The sequence below is a fragment of the Silvibacterium bohemicum genome (assembly GCF_001006305.1).
In the GTDB taxonomy this organism is placed as follows: Bacteria; Acidobacteriota; Terriglobia; order Terriglobales; family Acidobacteriaceae; genus Silvibacterium; species Silvibacterium bohemicum.
This window is the reverse complement of record NZ_LBHJ01000020.1, coordinates 349,140-367,646: the sequence shown is the minus strand read 5'-3', so window position 1 is coordinate 367,646 and position 18,507 is coordinate 349,140. Positions and strand designations below refer to the sequence as shown.

Below are 18,507 nucleotides of genomic sequence, written 5' to 3'. Positions count from 1 at the left end.
TCGTCGATAAGAGAGCATAAGGAACCAAGGGAGTAGGAGCGGCTTCCCGCTAATCGTTTGTTGTAGTCGGCAGACCCATTGTGCGCCATGCCTGAAATCCACCTATCACATCAGTCGCGCGCCAGAGGCCGAGATCCTGCAAAGCCGCGGCCGCGAGGCTTGAGGTGTAGCCTTCGGAGCAGAACACGATGATCTGGATGTCATGGTCGGTCGCGACGGGCAACCGCGAGTTGGAGGCCGGGTCGAATCGCCACTCCAGCACGTTTCGTTCGATAACTAAGGCGCCCGCAATACTGCCCTCGATCGCACGCTGGCCCTCCGGCCGAATATCGACGAGTATCGCCTCTGCCTTGACCATCGCTTCGTAGGCCTCATCCGGAGACAGCCGTCGCAGTCGGTAACGTGCCTCCGAAAGCACCTCTTCAATGCTCAAAGCACCATGCGAATGTGCGGAGTTCCGGCGCTCTTCGCCCCACTCCCGATTGGGCGTCTCAGCTTCGCCAGAAGTGTGATCGCGCGTAACGAGCTGATCGCCATCCAGCTCGTATTCGTTCATTTCTTCAAGCGGAGGGGAATAGGCGTGGATGCTGATTGCCGGTGCGAGCGAGACATTCCGGACGTCGTGAGCGTAATCGGCGCCGAAAGCCCGTGGTTTGCCCGGACGTATCACGTCGATCTGTTCACCGGGACGATGCTCCTCAAGAATCCCAGTCGCTACGACGAAGGCTCCGGCGGATTCACCATGGTCATGAAAGCCGGTGGATTGCCCGGGCAGCCAACTGATCACCCATATGTCATGGTCCGGACCGTGATACAGCCGCTCGTACCAACGTCCTTTCGCGCTCATCCGCACCTTGTCCATCCATTCATCCGATGAAGCGAATCGCGAGACGATCTCGGCAAGCTCCTCCGGTGTTCTGAAGGCAGAGGTGGTCGGGCCCTCCGCTGGTATTGGTGCGCTGCTGGCTGGGTGAGAAAGCGGGCTATCGATTATGAGTTCCATCGGGTCTCTCCATAGCTGAACCATCGCAAACAAGCGAAGATGCCAGCTTGTCGACGGACAGTATGTCAAACGTAGGATTTTGGATGAGCTATGGAAGAGAGTTTCAGAAGTGTCTGAAGCTGTTGCGGCTCACCCAATGAGTGGCTGGGTGAAGCGACAACAAGAACGGAAGGTGAACGCCATATTTCGACGCTAGCATGTTCCTAAGAATCGGGTCAATATCTGCTCATTAGCGGGGATCGCTCGTCTGTCTTTACCACGGTATCGCGCGCCTCCCTTTTGGGGTTCGCCGCTTCGTGTTTTCGCGGCCTGGAAGGAGTATTGGGCGTGCATGCTGCGATTGCACAGGAGTTAGAAAGATGTTGGCGGAGACTGCTCATGAAAAACCTAAGCAGTCTCCGGAAGGACTGAGCGTCTACGCGATTCCCATACCGCCGGTGACGCCGTAGATTTCGCCGGTGATGTAACTGCCCTCCTGCGATGCGAGGAGCACATACACGGGCGCCAGCTCGACGGGTTGGCCCGGACGCTTATAGGGCGTCTTTGAGCCGAGCTTTTTCAGCTTCTTTTCATCCCCGTCCGCCTCCTGCAGCGGCGTCCAGATGGGGCCCGGAGCAACTGCATTAATGCGGATGCCGTATTTCTCCATCAGCTGCTCGCTCAGGCCCTTGGTGAAGTTTGCGATCGCCGCCTTGGTTATCGCATAGTCGAAAATATTGCCCGAGGGTTCGAATCCCTGAATGCTGGTGGTGTTGATGATCGAAGCGCCGGGCCTGAGATGCGGCACCGCGGCCTTCGTGATCCAGAAGATTGAATAGAGGTTGGTCTTCATGAGGGAATCGAAGCGTTCTGTGGAAGTGTCGAGCAGCCCTTCGGTCTTGCCCATCTTGCCTGCGTTGTTCACCAGGATGTCGATTCCACCAAGTTGCTTGACAGCGTCAGTCACCAAGCGCTGGCAGAAGCCCTCGTTTGCGACGTCACCGGGAAGGAGTACGGCTTTGCGGCCGGCCTCGCGAATGTATTCGGCCACGTCCTCGGCGTCTTCTTGTTCCTCCGGCAGATAGCAGATGGCTACGTCTGCGCCTTCTCGCGCAAAGGCGATGGCTGCAGCACGGCCGATACCGGAGTCCGCACCGGTGAGGAGCGCTTTGCGGCCGGTCAACCTTCCCGATCCTTTGTAGGAAACCTCGCCGCAATCCGGCTTTTCGCTCATCGCGGTCTGGGTAGCTGGAGCAGGCTGGATTTCAACATCGGAAGGTGGACCCGGGTATTGAGAACGCGGATCCTGGGGAGTAACGAGATCTTGTGGGGTAATGAGATCGGTAGGCATGGGGGCTCCTTCAACTTTGACTGATGTGCGTGCGCTGTATGCATGCAGTGAGATGCGAAATGGGGAGACACGAAGATGCTCCAGCGGCGAAGGACTCATTTCAGATGGAGCCGATATGGCGGAAACTGTTCATGCCCGTGAATATCGCGAAGCGGCTCACAGGAAAACTGTACCGTGCAGTGTCCAATCCACCCGTCAGGAAACTGCTTTGCGCCTGGAGGGTCTCCGAGCGCGAACTCCATTTTCTGTAGCTGTGTTCCGTAAGAGACGCAGCACCGCCAGCTCTTCATTTGCGAGCGAGAGGGTGAAGTTTTCGGGCTTCGCGCTCAACTTCTTCTTCAGTATTTCTGCCATCGAGCCGCTCAGATAGCACTCCAGCACGGCCGGATGCACGTAGCACTTTCTGCATACCGAAGGCGTGTTCCCCAGCTTGGCGGCTACCTCCTTGATCGCACATACGACGTTCTTCTTTGCCTGTGTATCCGATTCAAATGCATCGAACGCGCGTAAAGTCATGCAGGCGAGTACCGTTCCCGCCCAGGTGCGAAAATCCTTCGCGGTGAAGTCCTGGCCGCTGATCTCGCGCAGATACTCGTTTACGTCCGCCGAGTCAATCGAATGTTGTTCGCCATCGCTGTCGACGTATTGAAAAAGTTCATAGCCCGGCAGATCCTGGCAGCGCCGGATGATCTTCGCGATGCGGCGATCATTGATGTCGATCGTATGGCGAACGCCACTCTTGCCCTGGAATTTGAAAGTGACAGTGGATCCCTCCACTTCTACGTGGCGGACGCGCATGGTGGTGAGGCCATAAGAGTGATTCGCCCGGGCGTATTCCTCGTTGCCCACCCGGATCAGCGTCGTTTCCATGAGCCGCGCGATAGTCGCGAGCACCTTGCGGCGGGGCATTCCAGGCACGCCCAAATCCTGAACGACGTGCTCTCGAAGTGCGGGAAGAGCGGCTCCAAAAATCAGCATACGCTCGTACTTCGTCTCGTCGCGCACCTCGCGCCAGCGAGGATGATACCGGCTCTGCTTTCTTCCTTTTGCATCGCGCCCGGTCGCTTGCAGATGTCCCTTGGGGCTGGTGGATATCCATACATCGGTCCAGGCCGGAGGGATCACGAGCGACTGAATACGCTGCAGAACCTCGCGGTCGCGCACCGGCTTTCCATCCGGGCCGACATAGCGAAATCCCTTTCCATGCCGCTTTCTGACGATTCCCGGCTGAAGATCGGAAACGTAGCGAAGGCCCGCGTCTTTTGCGGATTGCACCGGGTCGGTAACGGCTACTGCTGAATTCACGGTCGAAGAATTATCCAAGAGCGACATGCAGTGCTAACGCGTGGTCTGGTTGATTGGATGCCAATTAAAGCCCGACCGCGGATAACTATCGCAAATCGATAGTCAGGATCGAAGCACGAAAAACCCTGCAGACCGGCCTCTAGCTACTCCGGCGTGGTTTTGAAATCGACTCCAGCGATCGCCTTTGGGGACCGTTGACGTTTACCGTCATGATGGTCTACTTTGTCGGTCACGCTTTGGTTAAAGCAGCACTCTTTCTTACCTCCGGCACTCTTCTGCACCGGCTCCGCGCAATCGGCGAGCGAAGTTTCTTTGCAAAGGAAAAGACCTCAAAATGGATCGCATTGCTGTGGTTGGCAGGTGCTCTGGGACTCGCGGCTGCACCACCTTTTCTTTTGATGACAGGGAGATGCACGATGTAGCGTGATGTGTCTCGGCACTGGCTTCTGTCGATACACTCCAGATTTGTAAACACTGAGCGACTCATGAGGGGAAATGTGTGAACCCGCCACAAATGCAGAAGGCGCTCCTTGAAATGGAGCGCCTTCTGCATCTAAATGCTTTGTTTTATAACAGCGTCTAGCAGAGGCCCTTTATCTCAGGCAGCTTCGGCGGTCTTATCGACCGAGCGAGAATCCCCACGGTCCCCATGGTTCAGGCCTCTTCTTCGGGAAGTTGTCTTCGATCACCTTGTAGAGTGAATGCGGACCGGAGACGTCCTGCGACAATTCCCAGATCATGATGCCTCCATACTGCTTCCCTAGCTCCGTCTGACGAGCCATGCTGGCTTGCCCCACGTAGTAGAGGGTCACGCCTCCATCGAGACTTCCGCCCGAGACCATGTCGTGGTCCCACGCGTCTGGGTACGCCGCCAGCACGGTGGCATAAGTCTCCTCAATATTGCCGTCTCCGCTCTGCGCAAAGAATGGCACGCCGAGCGTCATCTTCTCCTTCGGGACCTTCTTGGTTTCGGAGTAGTAAGTCAGCGCCGTCACGGCATCATCATAGTTCGAGTAGTTCATGATGTTGATGAAGTCGAACATGTGCAGGGCGGCATCGGGCATCGCGCTCTGCAGGTACTCGGCGACGGCGGCGGTTACGACCTTGCCCTCCGGATGAAAGGTCTCGATGAGAGTCTTCGTGAACTCTTCATATGGCTGGCCCATGTTGTTGGGGTCTTCGATATCGAGATCCACGCCGTCCAAATTATGCTCACGAACCCATTGGTCGAGTGAGTGGACAAGCTGCTTCGACAGGCCGGCATTATAAAACTGCAGGATCTGCTGGTCACCACCACCGCCGCCGATGGAGGCGACGACTTTTGTGCCCGCCTTATGGGCGGCATCGACCAGAGTCTTGATGTCGGCATCCGTTTGTCCGAGCGAGAAAGTCATGTCGCTGCTGGCGGTACATGTCCCGTTACAGAATGGCGGGTTCACGAAGGCAAAGTAGAGGTGAGTCATCTTCGAGAAGTCGAGAGACTTGGCGAAGCCGGCATAGCTGCCATCGTAATCGGGCAGGTAGCCGACCAGTTTTGGAGCGGGCTTTGGGAATTGCGACGGCCATCCCTGAGCGAAGATGCTGCTGCCAGAGAGCGTGAGCAGGGCTGCGGTAGCTAGCCCGGTGATGGACGAGAGCTTACGACGAGCGATCAAAGGATGATCTCCAAGAGGGATTTGGAACTGCAGAAACTACTTTTTCGCCGGTTGGTGAACGGAGGCTTTCGAGGACTCAAGAGCACCGACTCGCGGCGTAGCAGCATGTATATGCGGAGCCGCGGGACTTTGTCAACTTATTTTAGAAAGGGGCGGGAAAGGAGAAAGGGCAGGCCAGCAGGCAATCGATTTTCAGTGATTAGCCTGCTGGACCAGTTTGCGGCGAGCATACTAACGAAGTTGAAACATGGTCTGAAGCGTGGCTTCGGATGAGCCACCGGCCCAAAGCGTGTAGCCTCCAGGTTCCACAACCCAATTGCGATCTGTGTTCCAGATCTGCAGGCTCTCCTGCGGTAAGTCGAATGAAACAGTTTTCGTCTCTCCAGCTTTTAGGTGGATGCGCGTGAAGCCTTTGAGTTCTCTCCCTGGAGTTTCCACGCTGCTATAGTCTCGCCTCAGGTAGAGCTGCACCACATCGTCTCCGTCCTGAGATCCCGTATTTGTCACATCTACCGTTACGTGTACGCTTTGGCCTGATTTGAGCGTTGAATGCGTTGCCGTCAGGCGATCGTAGCGGAAGGTCGTATAGCTCAATCCCCATCCGAAGGGAAATAGCGGCTTGCCGTCATCATCGACGTACTTGTGTACGCGGGACGGATCCGCGCTGTAATACGCCGGCAATTGGCCAGTGCTCGCCGGGAAGGTAATCGTAAGGCGGCCTGCCGGGTTGTTGTCTCCAAAGAGCGTCTCCGCGATAGCCTGACCACCGAGCTCACCCGGATACCAGGCCTCAAGAATGGCGCGAACATGCTGTTTGGCCCACCGGATCGTTAGCGGCCTTCCGTTTTCCAGCACGAGCACGGCTGGTTTACCGATTGCAACAATCGCCTCGAGCAGAGCCTCCTGATTTCCTGGAAGATCGAGGTTCGTACGATCGAAACCCTCGCCCTCCACCCCCTGCCACTCTCCCAGACCCAGAATCACGATGTCGGACTGTTTGGCTATCGCGACTGCCGCGGAAATATCCTTCCCTTCGTCAAAAGTGACGAGCGCGTCCGGCGCCTCTTCTCGGATGCCGTCGAACAGGCTCACGTGTTTGCCGTTCGCCTCACGCTCATAGTCTCCATAGCGCGCGATGTTTCCGTTCGGGCCGATGACGGCGATGTGTTTTGTGGTCTTGGCGAGAGGTAGTAAATTTCCGTCGTTCTTGAGCAGCGTCATCGACTCGCGGGCGGAGCGCAGCGAGAGTGCAAGATGCTCGGGGGTGCGTTCGGCGCGTGACATGAGCGTTGGATCAACGTACGGACGATCGAAAAGCCCCAGGATGAACTTCACGCGCAGTACGCTACGAACCGCGCGATCGAGATCGGCTGAAGCCAGTGTGCCGTCGTGCACGCAATCGATCAGTGCTTTCTGGAAAACAGCGTGGTCGAAATCATAGAACTGCATATCGACACCTGAACGGATAGCCAGGCATGACGCAGCTTGGGGAGAGGATGCGACGCGATGATCTTCATAAAGCCTGCGAATGGCCCCGAGATCGGATAGAACGAAGCCTTGAAAGCCCCACTCGCCGCGGAGAATCTGCTTCAGCACCAATGGGTCCGCTGTCATCGGAATACCGTCGATTTCGTGATATGCAGCCATGGTGCTCATGGCATGCCCTTGACGGAATGCGGGCTCGAAAGCCGCCAGCATTTCAGTGCGCATCTCGCGCTCGCCCATGTGAACGGGCGATGTATTCTCCCCGCCTTCTGGAGAGCCGTGTCCCACGAAGTGTTTTGGCTCGGCCACTGCCGTGTGGTCGCTCGCCAATGTCTCGCCCTGCATGCCCTGCACGTAAGCCAGGCCGAATTGTCCGGTGAGATAGGTATCCTCGCCGAAATCCTCCTCCACACGGCCCCAGCGTGGATCGCGCGCGAGATCCAGCACCGGACCCAGGATCATGCCGACTCCGTGCGACCGCGCTTCCGCTGCGATGGCTGCGCCCGTCTCGCGCGCCACTTCCGGATCCCACGTGCCGGCCAATCCAATCGGCGCAGGAAACACTGTTCCCGTGTCGTAGCCGTGCAGTCCCTCCTCAATAAAGAGCGCGGGGATACCAAGCCTGTTGTGCGAGATCACCCATTTCTGGATAGCATTTGCCTGCTCCGGGTTTGGATTCAGATCATGAACGGCGCCGACTCCAAGATCTCCCCAAATAGACTCAGCTTTTTCCGGAACGAAGGTGGCATCCAGAGCGGCGTGCGTGTCATCGGTATGCGCGCTCACAATCTCCCGCGCGCTTGAATACATGTCGAGCTGACGCACTTTTTCTTGAATCGTCATACGCGACAGCAGGTCATTTACCCGCTGTTCTAAGGGAATTCGGACATCTTGATATTTCAATTTTTCTTTGGCTTGTGCACCAGCCAAATATGGTGAAACAAACAACGCTGCTGCTGCCAAACGCCGCCACGCGGCTTTACGCACACGCATATGGAGCTGAATCGAGACTCTCATCTTGTAGTTGTCCTGCCTGTTCCTGATGCTATCGCATAGCCTCCTCTCCACCCGCTCGAAGCAGGACTGAGAGATAGCAGGAGTCAGTAAATCTGACAGGCCGATGTTGCGATACATTTCGGTACGAACACGATCTGCAACTCCGTTGACAATCTCCGAACCGTGGGAATAAGCCGACCAGGCCATCAAAACGATCGTCGAGAAAGACGGCCATCTCGACGTTGTCATCGACAACGCTGGTCACATGGTCTTACGCTGTTTTCTGTAGCGGACTGCTTCGCTGCCTCCACCTGTGCGGCATTGCGCCCAGCCGTCTCACGCATACTGGCGTAAACGGTATGACCTGCGATAGCGAGAGCGCGTGCTGCGAGCGCGCCAAATTTGAAATTCAGCCTGCAGTTGTTTGGCGCGAGTGCGAGGCCTGGACCGTTGCAGTCAGGAACTCAAGAAACGCGCGTGTCTTCGGCGCGAGATATTGGCGCGAGGGATAGTAGACATAGAGAGGGAAACGCTCCTCTTCCCAATCCGGAAAGAGGAGCACCAGCCGTCCGCTCGAGAGATGGGCGTCCACGCCAAGTGCGAGAACTTGAGCGATTCCATATCCTGCCAGACACACCGCGTGCATGGTCGCGACGTCACTCAACATGAGCTGGCTTTGCGTCTCGACCTTGATCTCCCGGCGGCCTTTGCGAAATGCCCACTCGAAGGGACGGCCCGTCTCCGGGTCGCGAAAGTCGATCAACCGATGCTGTTCCGCGATCAGTTGCTGCGGGTCGGTAGGGTGGCCGTGTTTCTTCAAGTAGCCGGGCGAGGCTACGGTAAGCACTCTGGTGTCCAGCAATCTTCGAGCAACGAGTGTGGATGGACGCGGCTCGCCGAAGCGAATTCCCAGATCGTATCCATCCGAGATCAGATCTCCGAGGCTCTCCCGGGTGATGAGGTCCACCTTTAGCTCCGGATATGCTTTGAGAAATCCACTGAGTTGCGGCCCGAGAATGAGCTGCGAGAAGTAAGGGTCCATGTTGACGCGGAGTCGTCCCCGAACGGTGACTTTCCCGTCGGCTAGAGCGGACGTGGCGTCTTCGAGCGCGGAGACTATCGGGCCAATGGTCTCGTAAAACCGCCTGCCTTCGTCCGTCAGGGAGACAGAGCGCGTCGTCCGCTCCAGGAGCCGAATTCCAACCTGCGCCTCGAGCCGGGCTACAGCACGGCTGATGCCTGGCTGGGAGACGTTCAAGGACCTCGCCGCGGCCGCGAAGCCGCCGGATCTCACCACGGCTGCAAGTGCGCTCACGCCATTCAGGAGGCGGTCATCGAAACTCATGAACCTATGCTAATTGGTTATAACTGAAATGCAGAGAAGATTGATTCCGAATCAATCCCCGTGAGTCTGATAAGTGGAAGCACCGAGAAGGGGAAGGAACATGGAGATTCTTAGAAGATGGGCAGCGCTACTCGCTGCGGCAATATTCAGCATGAACGGTTATGCGCAGGCGCCGGCACATCAGGGACCTACACTGAACGGCGACGGTGCGCAGCGCGACAACCAGATTCACTGGTCCAGGGGCTTCGAGCCCGAGCATGCGGACCTGTCTGCACACAATGAGATCGACATTCACGCCAGATGTGAGATCGCTTTCCCGAATCTCGTCGATGCAGAGGACTGGCCCGCCTGGTATTCGAACTCGAAGGACGTCAAGGTTCTCAACACTCCGGATCAGCGGCACACGACGTTGCCAGGCAAGATCGACTGCTCGCGATCTGCGAACGTCTGAGTGGTATCGCGCTGCCCGAGTAGCAGGCTCGATACGAATCTTTTGGTGACAGACGCGACTTCAGCTGGCAGATGTCACCGATAACAATGAAAACAACAAAAGAAACCAGGAGATATCAATATGTATGCAGTTATGGGAATCACCGGGAAGGTAGGCGGCGCCGTTGCAAGCACGCTTCTTGCAAAGGGCGAGAAGGTTCGAGGGATCGTAAGGAATATCGAGAAAGCGGCGGAGTGGCAGAAGCAAGGTGCGGAGCTCTTCCAAGCCGACTACGACGACGTGGATGCTCTTACGGCAGCGTTCACCGGTGTCGCTGGCGTGTTCGTGATGGTTCCTCCAAACTTCGCGCCGGCGCCCGGCTTTCTTGAAACCAAGGCGACGCTGAAGGTTCTGCATGAAGCACTCTCAAGAGCTCTGCCTCCGAAGGCGGTTTATCTTTCCTCCATCGGAGCCGAGCAGGCCAGTGGATTGGGTTTAATCACAAGCTCACATCTCCTCGAAGAGACGTTGGGCGATCTTTCGTTCTCTCATGCCTTTCTGCGCGCCGGCTGGTTCTTTGAAAACTCCGCCGGTGACGTAGCAAGCGCGCGGGATGAAGGCAAGGTGATGTTTCAGCTTGATCCGCTCGACCGGAAGTTTCCTCTGGTTGCGACCGCGGACATTGGCATGGTGGGTGCAAAGGTGCTCACCCAGAGTTGGACCGGAATTCGCCATATTGAAGTTGCAGGCCCGAAGGGCTACAGCCCTCTCGACATAGCAGATGCTTTCGCGGATGCTGTTGGGCATCCGGTCGAGGCGATCGCCGTTCCCAGAGCGGAATGGGAGACGTTATGGGTTTCACAAGGGATGCCGGAGGGGCGGACGGCGCCTCGGGCAGAGATGGTCGATGGATTCAACTCCGGATGGATTCACTTCGGTGTATCCGGGACAGAACATGTCGATGGGGCAACGCCGCTTCGTGAGGTGATAACTCAGCTGGTAACCCAAAATTAATTCTATAAGAACATTTTCTTCGGGCATAATCACGTCTACCCGAGGAGCTTCCATACCTGCGCAGCATCAGCTTCTGACGCCAGCAAGTGTCAATGCTCGTTCATGCGTGGCGGCGGGCTTTAAATATTCGGGAAGAGAGAAATGAAAACAACTTCCTCTTCCCGCTGCGCTTTCAACACATAAAAGGGCATCGTGCTGTTGGGCGATGCCTTGGGCGAGGGACAATCCGAGCCCCGAACCCCTAGATGCTCCTCCAATGTTGTCGACGCGATAAAATCGATCGAAAATGCGCGCCTGATGTTCAGGAGCGATGCCAATGCCGGTATCTTGGACCGAAAACATTACACGGCCATTTGCGCGCGCTATCCGCAGAACTACTGAGCCGCCCACCGGTGTATAGCGGATGGCGTTATCGAGAAGTGCGGTGAGCAGACGCTGTAAGCTGCTGTGGTCGGCGACCACGAATGCTGGTTGAGTCAGCAGTTCGACCTCTAGTTCCAGGCCGGCCGAGCGGACCGCGTTCTTCCATTTTTCCGCAAGCCGTCTGAGGACTTCACAGCCTTCGAGCGTCTCGAATCGGAGGGCTTCAGTGCCAGCGTCAACTCGCGCTAGCATCAGCAGGCTGTCGATGAGAGTAGTCATTCGAACGGTTTCCAGCTGGACCTGCTCGCAGGCTTCACGAAATTCATCTCCGCGGCGGGGCATAGAAAGCGCAACTTCGACCTCGGTGCGGATCAACGCAAGCGGGGTACGCAGTTCATGCGCCGCGTTGGCGGTGAAGTCTCGAATGCTGCGCACGCCAGACTCCACCCGCTCGAGCATCTGGTTGAGGGTCTCCGAGAGCTGCGAGATTTCATCGCTCGTAGCGGAGATGGGTAGGCGGATATTCAAATTGCGGTCATTGATACGGCGAGTTTCCACCGCGATTGCAGCCACCGGAGCAAGCGCTTTCCGCGCCATGAAATGTCCGCCGGCTGCCGCCAGAACGATGACGGCCGGGGTGAGCCATAACAGCTCCGTGAGAAAAGCGGATAGCAGGACCATGGACTTGTTCATAGCCAGGCCCGTTTGTACCGAGTACGCGCGCCCATTGGCCGCGATTGGATAGGCTAGCGCGCGCACATACCGGGTCCCTTGATGAAACTGAGTGACGCTTCCCTGGTGTGGTAAGCCAGCAGGTGGCCCGGGGTACAAACCCGATTCGATCATGCGTTTGGAACGGAAGATCCAAGCGCCTTCTTGATCAAGAACCTGCAGATACTTGCCATCGTCCTTGACTTTGTATATTTCCGCGAATTTCTGCCGGAGGAGCATAGGAGATGCTTCCGGCCCAAGCTGTGTCAGCAAAAGCTGCACGTCCTCGGCTCGCTCCTGGAGCTCATGATCTTCTGTGGCCAGTAAGCTGTGGCGAAGCATATAAAAACTCGTGATGCTGAGCATGATTGCGGCGGTCGCGAACATGGCTCCATACCAGAGAGTCAAGCGTATCCGAATGGGCATCGATCTCATATCGCCTGTCCTCGCATCTGTGTTAAAGGAGTCAGTGGCCCCGTGCCCACCTCTTGTTGCTCCGCCCGTAATGCATAGCCGCTACCTCTTACGGTATGCAGCAGCCCGCTAGAAAAATGGGCGTCGATCTTGCCTCTGAGAGCGTTCACCAGCACATCCAGCGCTCCAGCAGTAACCTCTTTGTGCTCTTTCCAAATGCCCTCGATCAACGTGCTCCTAGAAACTACCCTTGGAGACTCTTGCGCCAGAAACTCAAGTAACAGATGTTCGTTGCGCGTGAGATCGATCGGCCGCCCGCCGCGCATGACTTTATGCTGAACTCTATCAACCAGCAAATCTCCGATTGTGAACGTTAGCGCTATCGGCTCCGGCGCGGGCCGAGTCACCGCGCGCAGCCGTGCCAGCAGTTCGGGGAAGGAAAAGGGTTTGGTCAGATAATCGTCCGCACCCAGGTTCAGCCCGCAGACGATATCATCTTCCTTGTTATAGGCAGTCAACATCATGATAGAAGCGGCGCACTTTCGCTCGCGCAGCACCTGCGCGACATCGAAGCCGTTCAAACGAGGCAAACCCACATCCAACAAGACGACATCGAACTCACGATCGAGAGTCACTTTCAAGCCTTCGGCTCCGTCTGCCGCTAACGTGACTTCATGGCCGTGCTCCGTCAATCCCTTGTTGAGAAGATGCAGCATACGAGCTTCATCTTCGATTACCAGAATGCGCATTGTGGATAATTCTCCTGCGAAACTTGCGAGGATGCACTCATTCCAACACAAACCCCGCCGCGAAGGCACGGCATCCGGTCCAACCTTAGAAAAGTTTCATCCCTTGCTTAACAAGCCGTTAACTTAGCCCCTTAATTTCAGCCTTGCAACATTGCGCGGCGTTGCTGCTCAGCGAAGTTGTCCTCCGGGATCCATTGCATCTCACCGACGGCTCCGCCAATCTGATGCGGGCCGCATGAAGGAGATTTATGTTCGGCAAGGCCATTCGTCTTCCTCTTCTGCTTACGATGATCATTCTTTCGATTATGGCCGGGGCCGCGACCACCGCCAGAGAGGCTCCTGCAACTACAGGCACTGTTAGCGGTGTCGTCTCCGATAGTGGCGGAGCTGTGTTGCAAAGTGCCAAGATTGTGCTGCAGCCTGGCGGGGCCAGCGTGTCTACTGACGCTCAGGGTAATTTCTCCATCGCCGACCTCAAGCCCGGAACTTATAGCGTGTCTATTTCTTATGTAGGATTCTCCGAATCGATTTATACGATCGCTGTTGTGGCCGGTCAAAATGCGCAGTTAAATGCGACGCTGAAAATCGCTTCCAGTAACCAGCAGGTGGTGGTGAATGCCCAACTCCTCGGCGATGCCTCGGCCATCAATGAACAGCGTACCTCCGCGAACATTCTGAACGTCGAAACAGATGCGCAGATCCAGTCGCTGCCAAACGCCAACATCGCTGATGCAGTGGGACGCCTGCCTGGAGTAACGCTGCAGCGCAATGAAGGCGAAGGTCAATATGTACAGATTCGAGGCACCGAGCCCCGCCTCAGCAACACCACTATCGACGGAGTAATCGTCCCGGGACCTGATCCTGAAGTTCGTCAGGTCGACCTCGATACTGTTCCAGCCGACCTGGTCGGCTCTGTTGCAATCAACAAGACGCTATCTGCGAATCAGGATGGCGATGCGATCGGAGGATCCGTAGATCTGCGTATCAAGCAAGCCATCGGCGATGAGCCTACGTTCTCGCTGGAGTCGGTAGGGGGCTATACGCAAATCGCTAACGGCCGCGACGTGGGCCTGGTCAACGCGTCGACGGGCTTTCGCTTTGGACCCAATGCCAGTTTCGGAAAGCGTTTCGGGCTCGAGCTCGGATACAGCTACGACGCCAATGCGCGCGGCATCGATGATATCGAGCCTGCTCCGGATTTCAATACCGATGTCAACGGCAATCCGACCACTGAGACATTCGATAAGTTAAGCGAACGTGAGTATCTCTATGACCGAACCAGGTACGGTTTCGCCGGCGCTCTCGATTACAGACTGAATGAAGCCTCCGACCTTTTCGTTCACGGGCTGTTCTCTAACTTCCGCGATTATGGGCAGAAGTACGAGTACGACTACAAGAATTCCGGACCCACGCCACCCTTCACCGGCAGCTCTTCCTATCACACCAGCGTTCGCCGTCCCAACCTCCAGATTGCGGACCTCGCCATGGGTGGCAATCAAGTTTTCAGCACTTCATTCCTCCACTACCAGATCGCAGTTGCGCACTCGCGTTTTGGGGGTGCGGCCGGAAACCCCGGAGCGGACTTCAGCAGCACGGCCTCCAATCCGGATTGTGGTTACAATCCCACGGCGACGATCAGCGTTTATCGCCCGCAGTTTACATGCGTCAATCCGACCGATGCCGCAACCGACCCTACCCAGTATCAACTTTCGGATATCAATCTCACGTCGGGAAAAGCGACTCAGCTCAATTTGCAGGCGAATGCGGCTTATGGAGCCAATTACCATCTCGGCACATACGCTTCAACGTTTGAATTCGGCGGGCAGTTTCGCAACGAGCACAAAGGCCAGGATGCATATTCACCGACCTATGACGCAGGCCCAAACACTGGAGCAGCCTCCTTTCCTTTCGAGAGCCAATTCTTAAGCAGCTTCATCAACAACCACTACTACAGCGGCAGCTATTACCTGCCGCGGGTCACGGACTTCGACAGCATCGTTTCCTATCTCCGAGCCAATCCGTCCGCCCTTCCCCTGGATATCGTTGCAACCCAGGAGGCATCGGACGCTGCCAACTACAACCTGCAGGAACGGGTGTCAGCAGGTTACGTCATGAATACCCTGGAGCTAGGTAGCCGCATTCATCTTCAGACTGGTCTTCGCATTGAAGGAACGACGACTTCTAACACCGGATACCTGGTAGCCATCAACGCGGATGGTACAGCCACTACGACGCCACAGCATGGCAGCGGCTCCTATGTGAATCCCCTCCCGAGCATTCAGCTTCGCTATAACATCGATAAGGATTCCGATATCCGTGCTGTCTACGGGCGCGGCATCTCCCGGCCCGATCCGTATCAACTTGTCCCGTATACCGTTTTCACTCAGGGGGGCGGATCGACAGGACAGGACCTCATTCAGGTCGGAAACACGGCCCTGGTGGCCGAGCACGCCAACGATTACGACCTGCTTTACGAGCGGTATCTCCCCGCCGTTGGCATGCTGGAGGCCGGGTATTTCTATAAACAGATTACCAAGCCGATCTATCCTGAAAACGCGATCGTTGGGCCAGGTTCTACCTACTACCAGCAATATCCAAACGACCAGATCCAGCAGGAGGTCAATGGCGATCACGCTTATGTGCAGGGCGTCGAAGTGGCCTTCCAGCAGCACTTCACTTATCTGCCTGGAATTCTTTCCGGAGCCCGCCTGATCACAAACTTCGCATACACGAATTCGAAGAACTACAACATCGTCAACCGTTCGGACAATCCTCAACTGGTGGGCCAGGCGCCATTTTCCTGGAACATTTCTCCGGCTTACGCTACCAAACGAGCGTTGGTGACCGTTGGTATCTCTCACAACAGTGCGAATATCTTTGCGTACCAATATCAGAGCACCGGGCCGGGAGCTGTCCCATTCGGAGTGACTGGGCCAAACGGAGATAACTACTTCTACTCCCATACTCAAGTCGATGCGCAGGCAAGCTACTACGCCTTCAAAGGGTTCACTGTCCTGGCCTCCGGAGAGAACATGAACAATGAAGTGTTCGGCTTCTTCAACGGAAGTACACGGTTCGTAGCTCAGCGCGAATATTACAAGCCGACCTACTCGTTGGGCATTAAGTGGACACTGCACCACGAATAACTGTATGGCCTCGCGGGAAAACCATATCTGTGAGGCCGATCTTCACCGGCTTCTCAAGAAAGATTTTTCATGAAAAGGTTCCTTGTTAGCTGCGTACTGGTTTTGGCCGGATCTTCTTTGCGTGGCCAGAATCCACCGCTCGTACTCGAAAAAACTATTTATCTCCCCGCAGTTCAGGGTAAGTTCGACCACTTTGCCGTCGATGAGGCTGGCAATAGGATTTTTGCTGCGGCTACTGGCAACAAATCCGTAGAAGTGATCGACCTAGGCAGCGGCAAAATACTTCAAAGTCTTACCGGATTGGGGAAGCCCCATGGGCTCGCCTGGATGGCCTCCACGGGCCAGTTGTTTGTTGCCGATGGAGCAAGCGGAGTTCTTGACCTCTATGGGGGCGCCCCTCTCGGGCTGGTGAAGAGCATCCCGCTTTCTGAAGATGCGGACGACATGGTCTACGACGCCAGCAGCGGCCTACTCTACGTCGGCCATGGTGGCAGCGATGCCGCGCATCCCGGCCGGATCGCGGTTATCGATACGAAAAACCTGACGCAGAAGGCGAGCATTTCAGCAACCTCCCATCCCGAAGAATTAGAGGTCGATAAATCTACTGACAGGGTTTTCGCCAATATTGCAGATGCCGCGGAGATTTCCGTCATTGACGGCAGAACGGCTATGCAGTCCACGATCTGGAAGCTGACCGGCGCAAAAAACAATGTGCCCCTTGCGTACGACGAGGAGCAGCACATCCTTTTCGTTGCGTGTCGGACGCCCGCTCGGTTGCTTGTCCTGGACGGCGATACGGGAAAACAATTGGCGAATCTGCCTTCCGACCCCGGGGCCGACGACCTTTTCTACGATGCCGAAACGCATCAGGTCTATCTGATCGCCGGCAGTGGGGCGATCGACGTCTACAGGACGGATGAGAAGAACGTAAAGGCGGCAGGAGTGATCCATACGGCCGCGGGCGCAAAGACTGGTCTGTTCGTGCGTTCACGAAAAACCCTTTATGTGGGAGTTCCGGGCAGCGGCGAAAGCGCGGCCAGCATTCTTGTGTACTCCACCAGGTAGTCCGCTCAGCAAAACAATGATGACCAGCTATCTGCATAAAGCCCTGCTAGTGCTCCTCAGTCTCGTTGCCGCTGTGGCGGTTCACTCGTCATCAGCGCAGATGCCGGACGTTCGGGCTCCCAAGCTTAAATTTGTTCTGATCCTTACTCGCCATGGAGTTCGCTCTCCAACTGGAGGCAATGAGCAGCTGGACCGGTATTCATCGCAGCCTTGGCCCAAGTGGGATGTGCCTCCGGGCTACCTCACTCCGCACGGCGCGAAGCTCATGGCCATCTTCGGCGCTTACGATCGAGCCTACTTTGCGCATCAGGGACTGATCTCAGGCAACGGATGCGGCGACGCCGCCCATGTTTCGATTTATGCCGATTCGGACCAGCGCACCGTCGAGACGGCAAAGTCCCTCGCCGAAGGAATGTTCCCCGAGTGTCCACGGGATGAGCGGCCGCAGCAGCATTGGCTGATCGAGGGCACAGCTGACCCGCTCTTCCATCCACTGGCCGCGAGTGCCGGCAAGCCTGATCACGAACGTGCTCTCGCCTCAATCGCGGGACGCATCGGCGACGATCCCGATGGAGTCACAACAGCATATCGGCCTCAGCTTGAGCAACTGCAGAGCGTTCTTCTGGGATGTGTTCCAGCGTTTCCATGTCCCACGCCCGGCCACACCGCGAGCAAGCTCCTGCTCGACATACCGGCCACCCTCGATGCGGGCAACGGCGACCATCTTGCGGAACTTAAGGGCCCACTGAACACCGCTGCCACTATCACCGAAAATTTCCTCCTCGAGTACGCAGACGGCCTACCCATGGAGCAGGTTGGATGGGGTCGCGTCGATGCGTCGAGCGTGAGGCACCTGATGGATCTGCACACGGCCGCCTCCGACCTTACCCGCCGCACACCCTACCTGGCCGCTGTACAGGCTTCGAACCTCCTGGCCCACATTGCCGACACAATGCAGCAAGCGGTCTCCGGAAAACCATTCCGCGGGGCGCTTGGAAAATTGAACGACCGCGCTGTGGTGCTGGTGGGGCACGACACAAACATCGCCAATGTTGCCGGGATGCTCGGTCTCAATTGGCTTCTGGACGGGCGTCGCGATGATACGCCTCCGGGAGGAGCCCTGGTCTTTGAGCTTTGGCAGAAACCAGACGCCGGTCGCTATGAGGTCCACACTTATTACATGGCGCAAACGCTGGAACAGATGCGCAATGCCGTTCCCCTCAACATGGACCAAGCTCCCCCCGACGCGAATCTATTCATTCCTGGGTGCAGCACCGGAGCAGAAGGATTTCCATGTGATTGGCTCGCGTTCCAGCAAACCCTCACAAATGTGATTGATCCGGCTTTCGTCGATAGCCTTCACGGCGAACGCTAACTAGCGCCTTCGTGCATGCGCCTCTACGAGCTTCCAGCAGGAGATGGTGTTACTTTTTTTGTGCTAATATCCGCTTTTAAGCTCCCTCTTTGTCATCTTATTGATGACGAATGCTTGAAAG

At 56.5% G+C, this 18,507-nt stretch carries 13 protein-coding genes; 5 read left to right on the top strand and 8 right to left on the bottom strand.

Annotated features, from left to right (window positions below; genetic code table 11):
- Nucleotides 1-49 precede the first annotated feature (49 nt).
- The 6 genes from XX99_RS24690 to XX99_RS24660 form a co-directional block, all read right to left on the bottom strand.
- Nucleotides 50-1,003 (bottom strand): rhodanese-like domain-containing protein, encoded by a 954-nt coding sequence (locus tag XX99_RS24690; protein ID WP_050062079.1) that lies wholly within the window; start codon nucleotides 1,001-1,003, stop codon nucleotides 50-52.
- 415 nt (nucleotides 1,004-1,418) lie between these two features.
- Nucleotides 1,419-2,333: an SDR family oxidoreductase gene (locus XX99_RS24685; protein WP_050062078.1), complete on the bottom strand. Its 915-nt coding sequence runs from the start codon at nucleotides 2,331-2,333 to the stop codon at nucleotides 1,419-1,421.
- 195 nt (nucleotides 2,334-2,528) lie between these two features.
- The gene (locus XX99_RS24680; protein ID WP_231581602.1) at nucleotides 2,529-3,638 is read right to left on the bottom strand and encodes a DNA topoisomerase IB; all 1,110 of its coding nucleotides are present in this window, start codon (nucleotides 3,636-3,638) and stop codon (nucleotides 2,529-2,531) included.
- Nucleotides 3,639-4,255: 617 nt separating this feature from the next.
- Nucleotides 4,256-5,293, bottom strand: coding sequence for a glycosyl hydrolase family 18 protein (locus tag XX99_RS24670; protein WP_050062075.1), 1,038 nt, complete (start codon nucleotides 5,291-5,293; stop codon nucleotides 4,256-4,258).
- Between the two features lie 231 nt (nucleotides 5,294-5,524).
- Nucleotides 5,525-7,621 carry a glycoside hydrolase family 3 N-terminal domain-containing protein gene (locus XX99_RS24665; protein WP_050062074.1) on the bottom strand — a complete coding sequence of 699 codons (2,097 nt, stop codon included), beginning with the start codon at nucleotides 7,619-7,621 and terminating at the stop codon, nucleotides 5,525-5,527.
- A gap of 562 nt (nucleotides 7,622-8,183) precedes the next feature.
- Entirely contained in the window at nucleotides 8,184-9,119 is a 936-nt protein-coding gene (locus tag XX99_RS24660) for a LysR family transcriptional regulator (protein ID WP_050062073.1), read from the bottom strand.
- 100 nt (nucleotides 9,120-9,219) lie between these two features.
- Here XX99_RS24660 and XX99_RS24655 point away from each other — a divergent pair, with 100 nt between their 5' ends.
- Together XX99_RS24655 and XX99_RS24650 are read left to right on the top strand one after the other, a co-directional pair.
- Entirely contained in the window at nucleotides 9,220-9,570 is a 351-nt protein-coding gene (locus XX99_RS24655; protein ID WP_156186204.1) for a hypothetical protein, read from the top strand.
- Nucleotides 9,571-9,690: 120 nt separating this feature from the next.
- Nucleotides 9,691-10,563 carry an NmrA family NAD(P)-binding protein gene (locus XX99_RS24650; protein WP_050062071.1) on the top strand — a complete coding sequence of 291 codons (873 nt, stop codon included), beginning with the start codon at nucleotides 9,691-9,693 and terminating at the stop codon, nucleotides 10,561-10,563.
- A gap of 66 nt (nucleotides 10,564-10,629) precedes the next feature.
- Here XX99_RS24650 and XX99_RS24645 read toward each other — a convergent pair whose 3' ends face one another.
- Nucleotides 10,630-12,024: a sensor histidine kinase gene (locus tag XX99_RS24645; RefSeq protein WP_184084606.1), complete on the bottom strand. Its 1,395-nt coding sequence runs from the start codon at nucleotides 12,022-12,024 to the stop codon at nucleotides 10,630-10,632.
- A gap of 44 nt (nucleotides 12,025-12,068) precedes the next feature.
- The gene (locus tag XX99_RS24640; protein WP_050062069.1) at nucleotides 12,069-12,800 is read right to left on the bottom strand and encodes a response regulator transcription factor; all 732 of its coding nucleotides are present in this window, start codon (nucleotides 12,798-12,800) and stop codon (nucleotides 12,069-12,071) included.
- 248 nt (nucleotides 12,801-13,048) lie between these two features.
- On the opposite strand from XX99_RS24640, the gene XX99_RS24635 reads away from it, so the two are divergent.
- The 3 genes from XX99_RS24635 to XX99_RS24625 all read left to right on the top strand — a co-directional run bounded on the left by XX99_RS24635 (nucleotide 13,049) and on the right by XX99_RS24625 (nucleotide 18,386).
- Entirely contained in the window at nucleotides 13,049-15,946 is a 2,898-nt protein-coding gene (locus XX99_RS24635; RefSeq protein ID WP_050062068.1) for a TonB-dependent receptor, read from the top strand.
- Nucleotides 15,947-16,015: 69 nt separating this feature from the next.
- Nucleotides 16,016-17,011, top strand: coding sequence for a YncE family protein (locus tag XX99_RS24630; protein ID WP_156186203.1), 996 nt, complete (start codon nucleotides 16,016-16,018; stop codon nucleotides 17,009-17,011).
- A 16-nt stretch (nucleotides 17,012-17,027) separates the two neighbouring features.
- On the top strand, nucleotides 17,028-18,386 hold the full coding sequence (locus XX99_RS24625) for a histidine-type phosphatase (RefSeq protein ID WP_184084603.1): 1,359 nt from the start codon (nucleotides 17,028-17,030) through the stop codon (nucleotides 18,384-18,386).
- Nucleotides 18,387-18,507 lie beyond the last annotated feature (121 nt).

Bases quoted from the DNA above. Each gene is read 5' to 3' on its own strand.
- XX99_RS24635 (WP_050062068.1), top strand. From the start codon at position 13,049: ATGTTCGGCAAGGCCATTCGTCTTCCTCTTCTGCTTACGATGATCATT.
- XX99_RS24650 (WP_050062071.1), top strand. From the start codon at position 9,691: ATGTATGCAGTTATGGGAATCACCGGGAAGGTAGGCGGCGCCGTTGCA.
- XX99_RS24630 (WP_156186203.1), top strand. From the start codon at position 16,016: ATGAAAAGGTTCCTTGTTAGCTGCGTACTGGTTTTGGCCGGATCTTCT.
- XX99_RS24640 (WP_050062069.1), bottom strand. From the start codon at position 12,800: ATGCGCATTCTGGTAATCGAAGATGAAGCTCGTATGCTGCATCTTCTC.
- XX99_RS24665 (WP_050062074.1), bottom strand. From the start codon at position 7,621: ATGACGATTCAAGAAAAAGTGCGTCAGCTCGACATGTATTCAAGCGCG.
- XX99_RS24625 (WP_184084603.1), top strand. From the start codon at position 17,028: ATGATGACCAGCTATCTGCATAAAGCCCTGCTAGTGCTCCTCAGTCTC.
- XX99_RS24655 (WP_156186204.1), top strand. From the start codon at position 9,220: ATGGAGATTCTTAGAAGATGGGCAGCGCTACTCGCTGCGGCAATATTC.
- XX99_RS24690 (WP_050062079.1), bottom strand. From the start codon at position 1,003: ATGGAACTCATAATCGATAGCCCGCTTTCTCACCCAGCCAGCAGCGCA.
- XX99_RS24685 (WP_050062078.1), bottom strand. From the start codon at position 2,333: ATGCCTACCGATCTCATTACCCCACAAGATCTCGTTACTCCCCAGGAT.
- XX99_RS24645 (WP_184084606.1), bottom strand. From the start codon at position 12,024: ATGTTCGCGACCGCCGCAATCATGCTCAGCATCACGAGTTTTTATATG.
- XX99_RS24660 (WP_050062073.1), bottom strand. From the start codon at position 9,119: ATGAGTTTCGATGACCGCCTCCTGAATGGCGTGAGCGCACTTGCAGCC.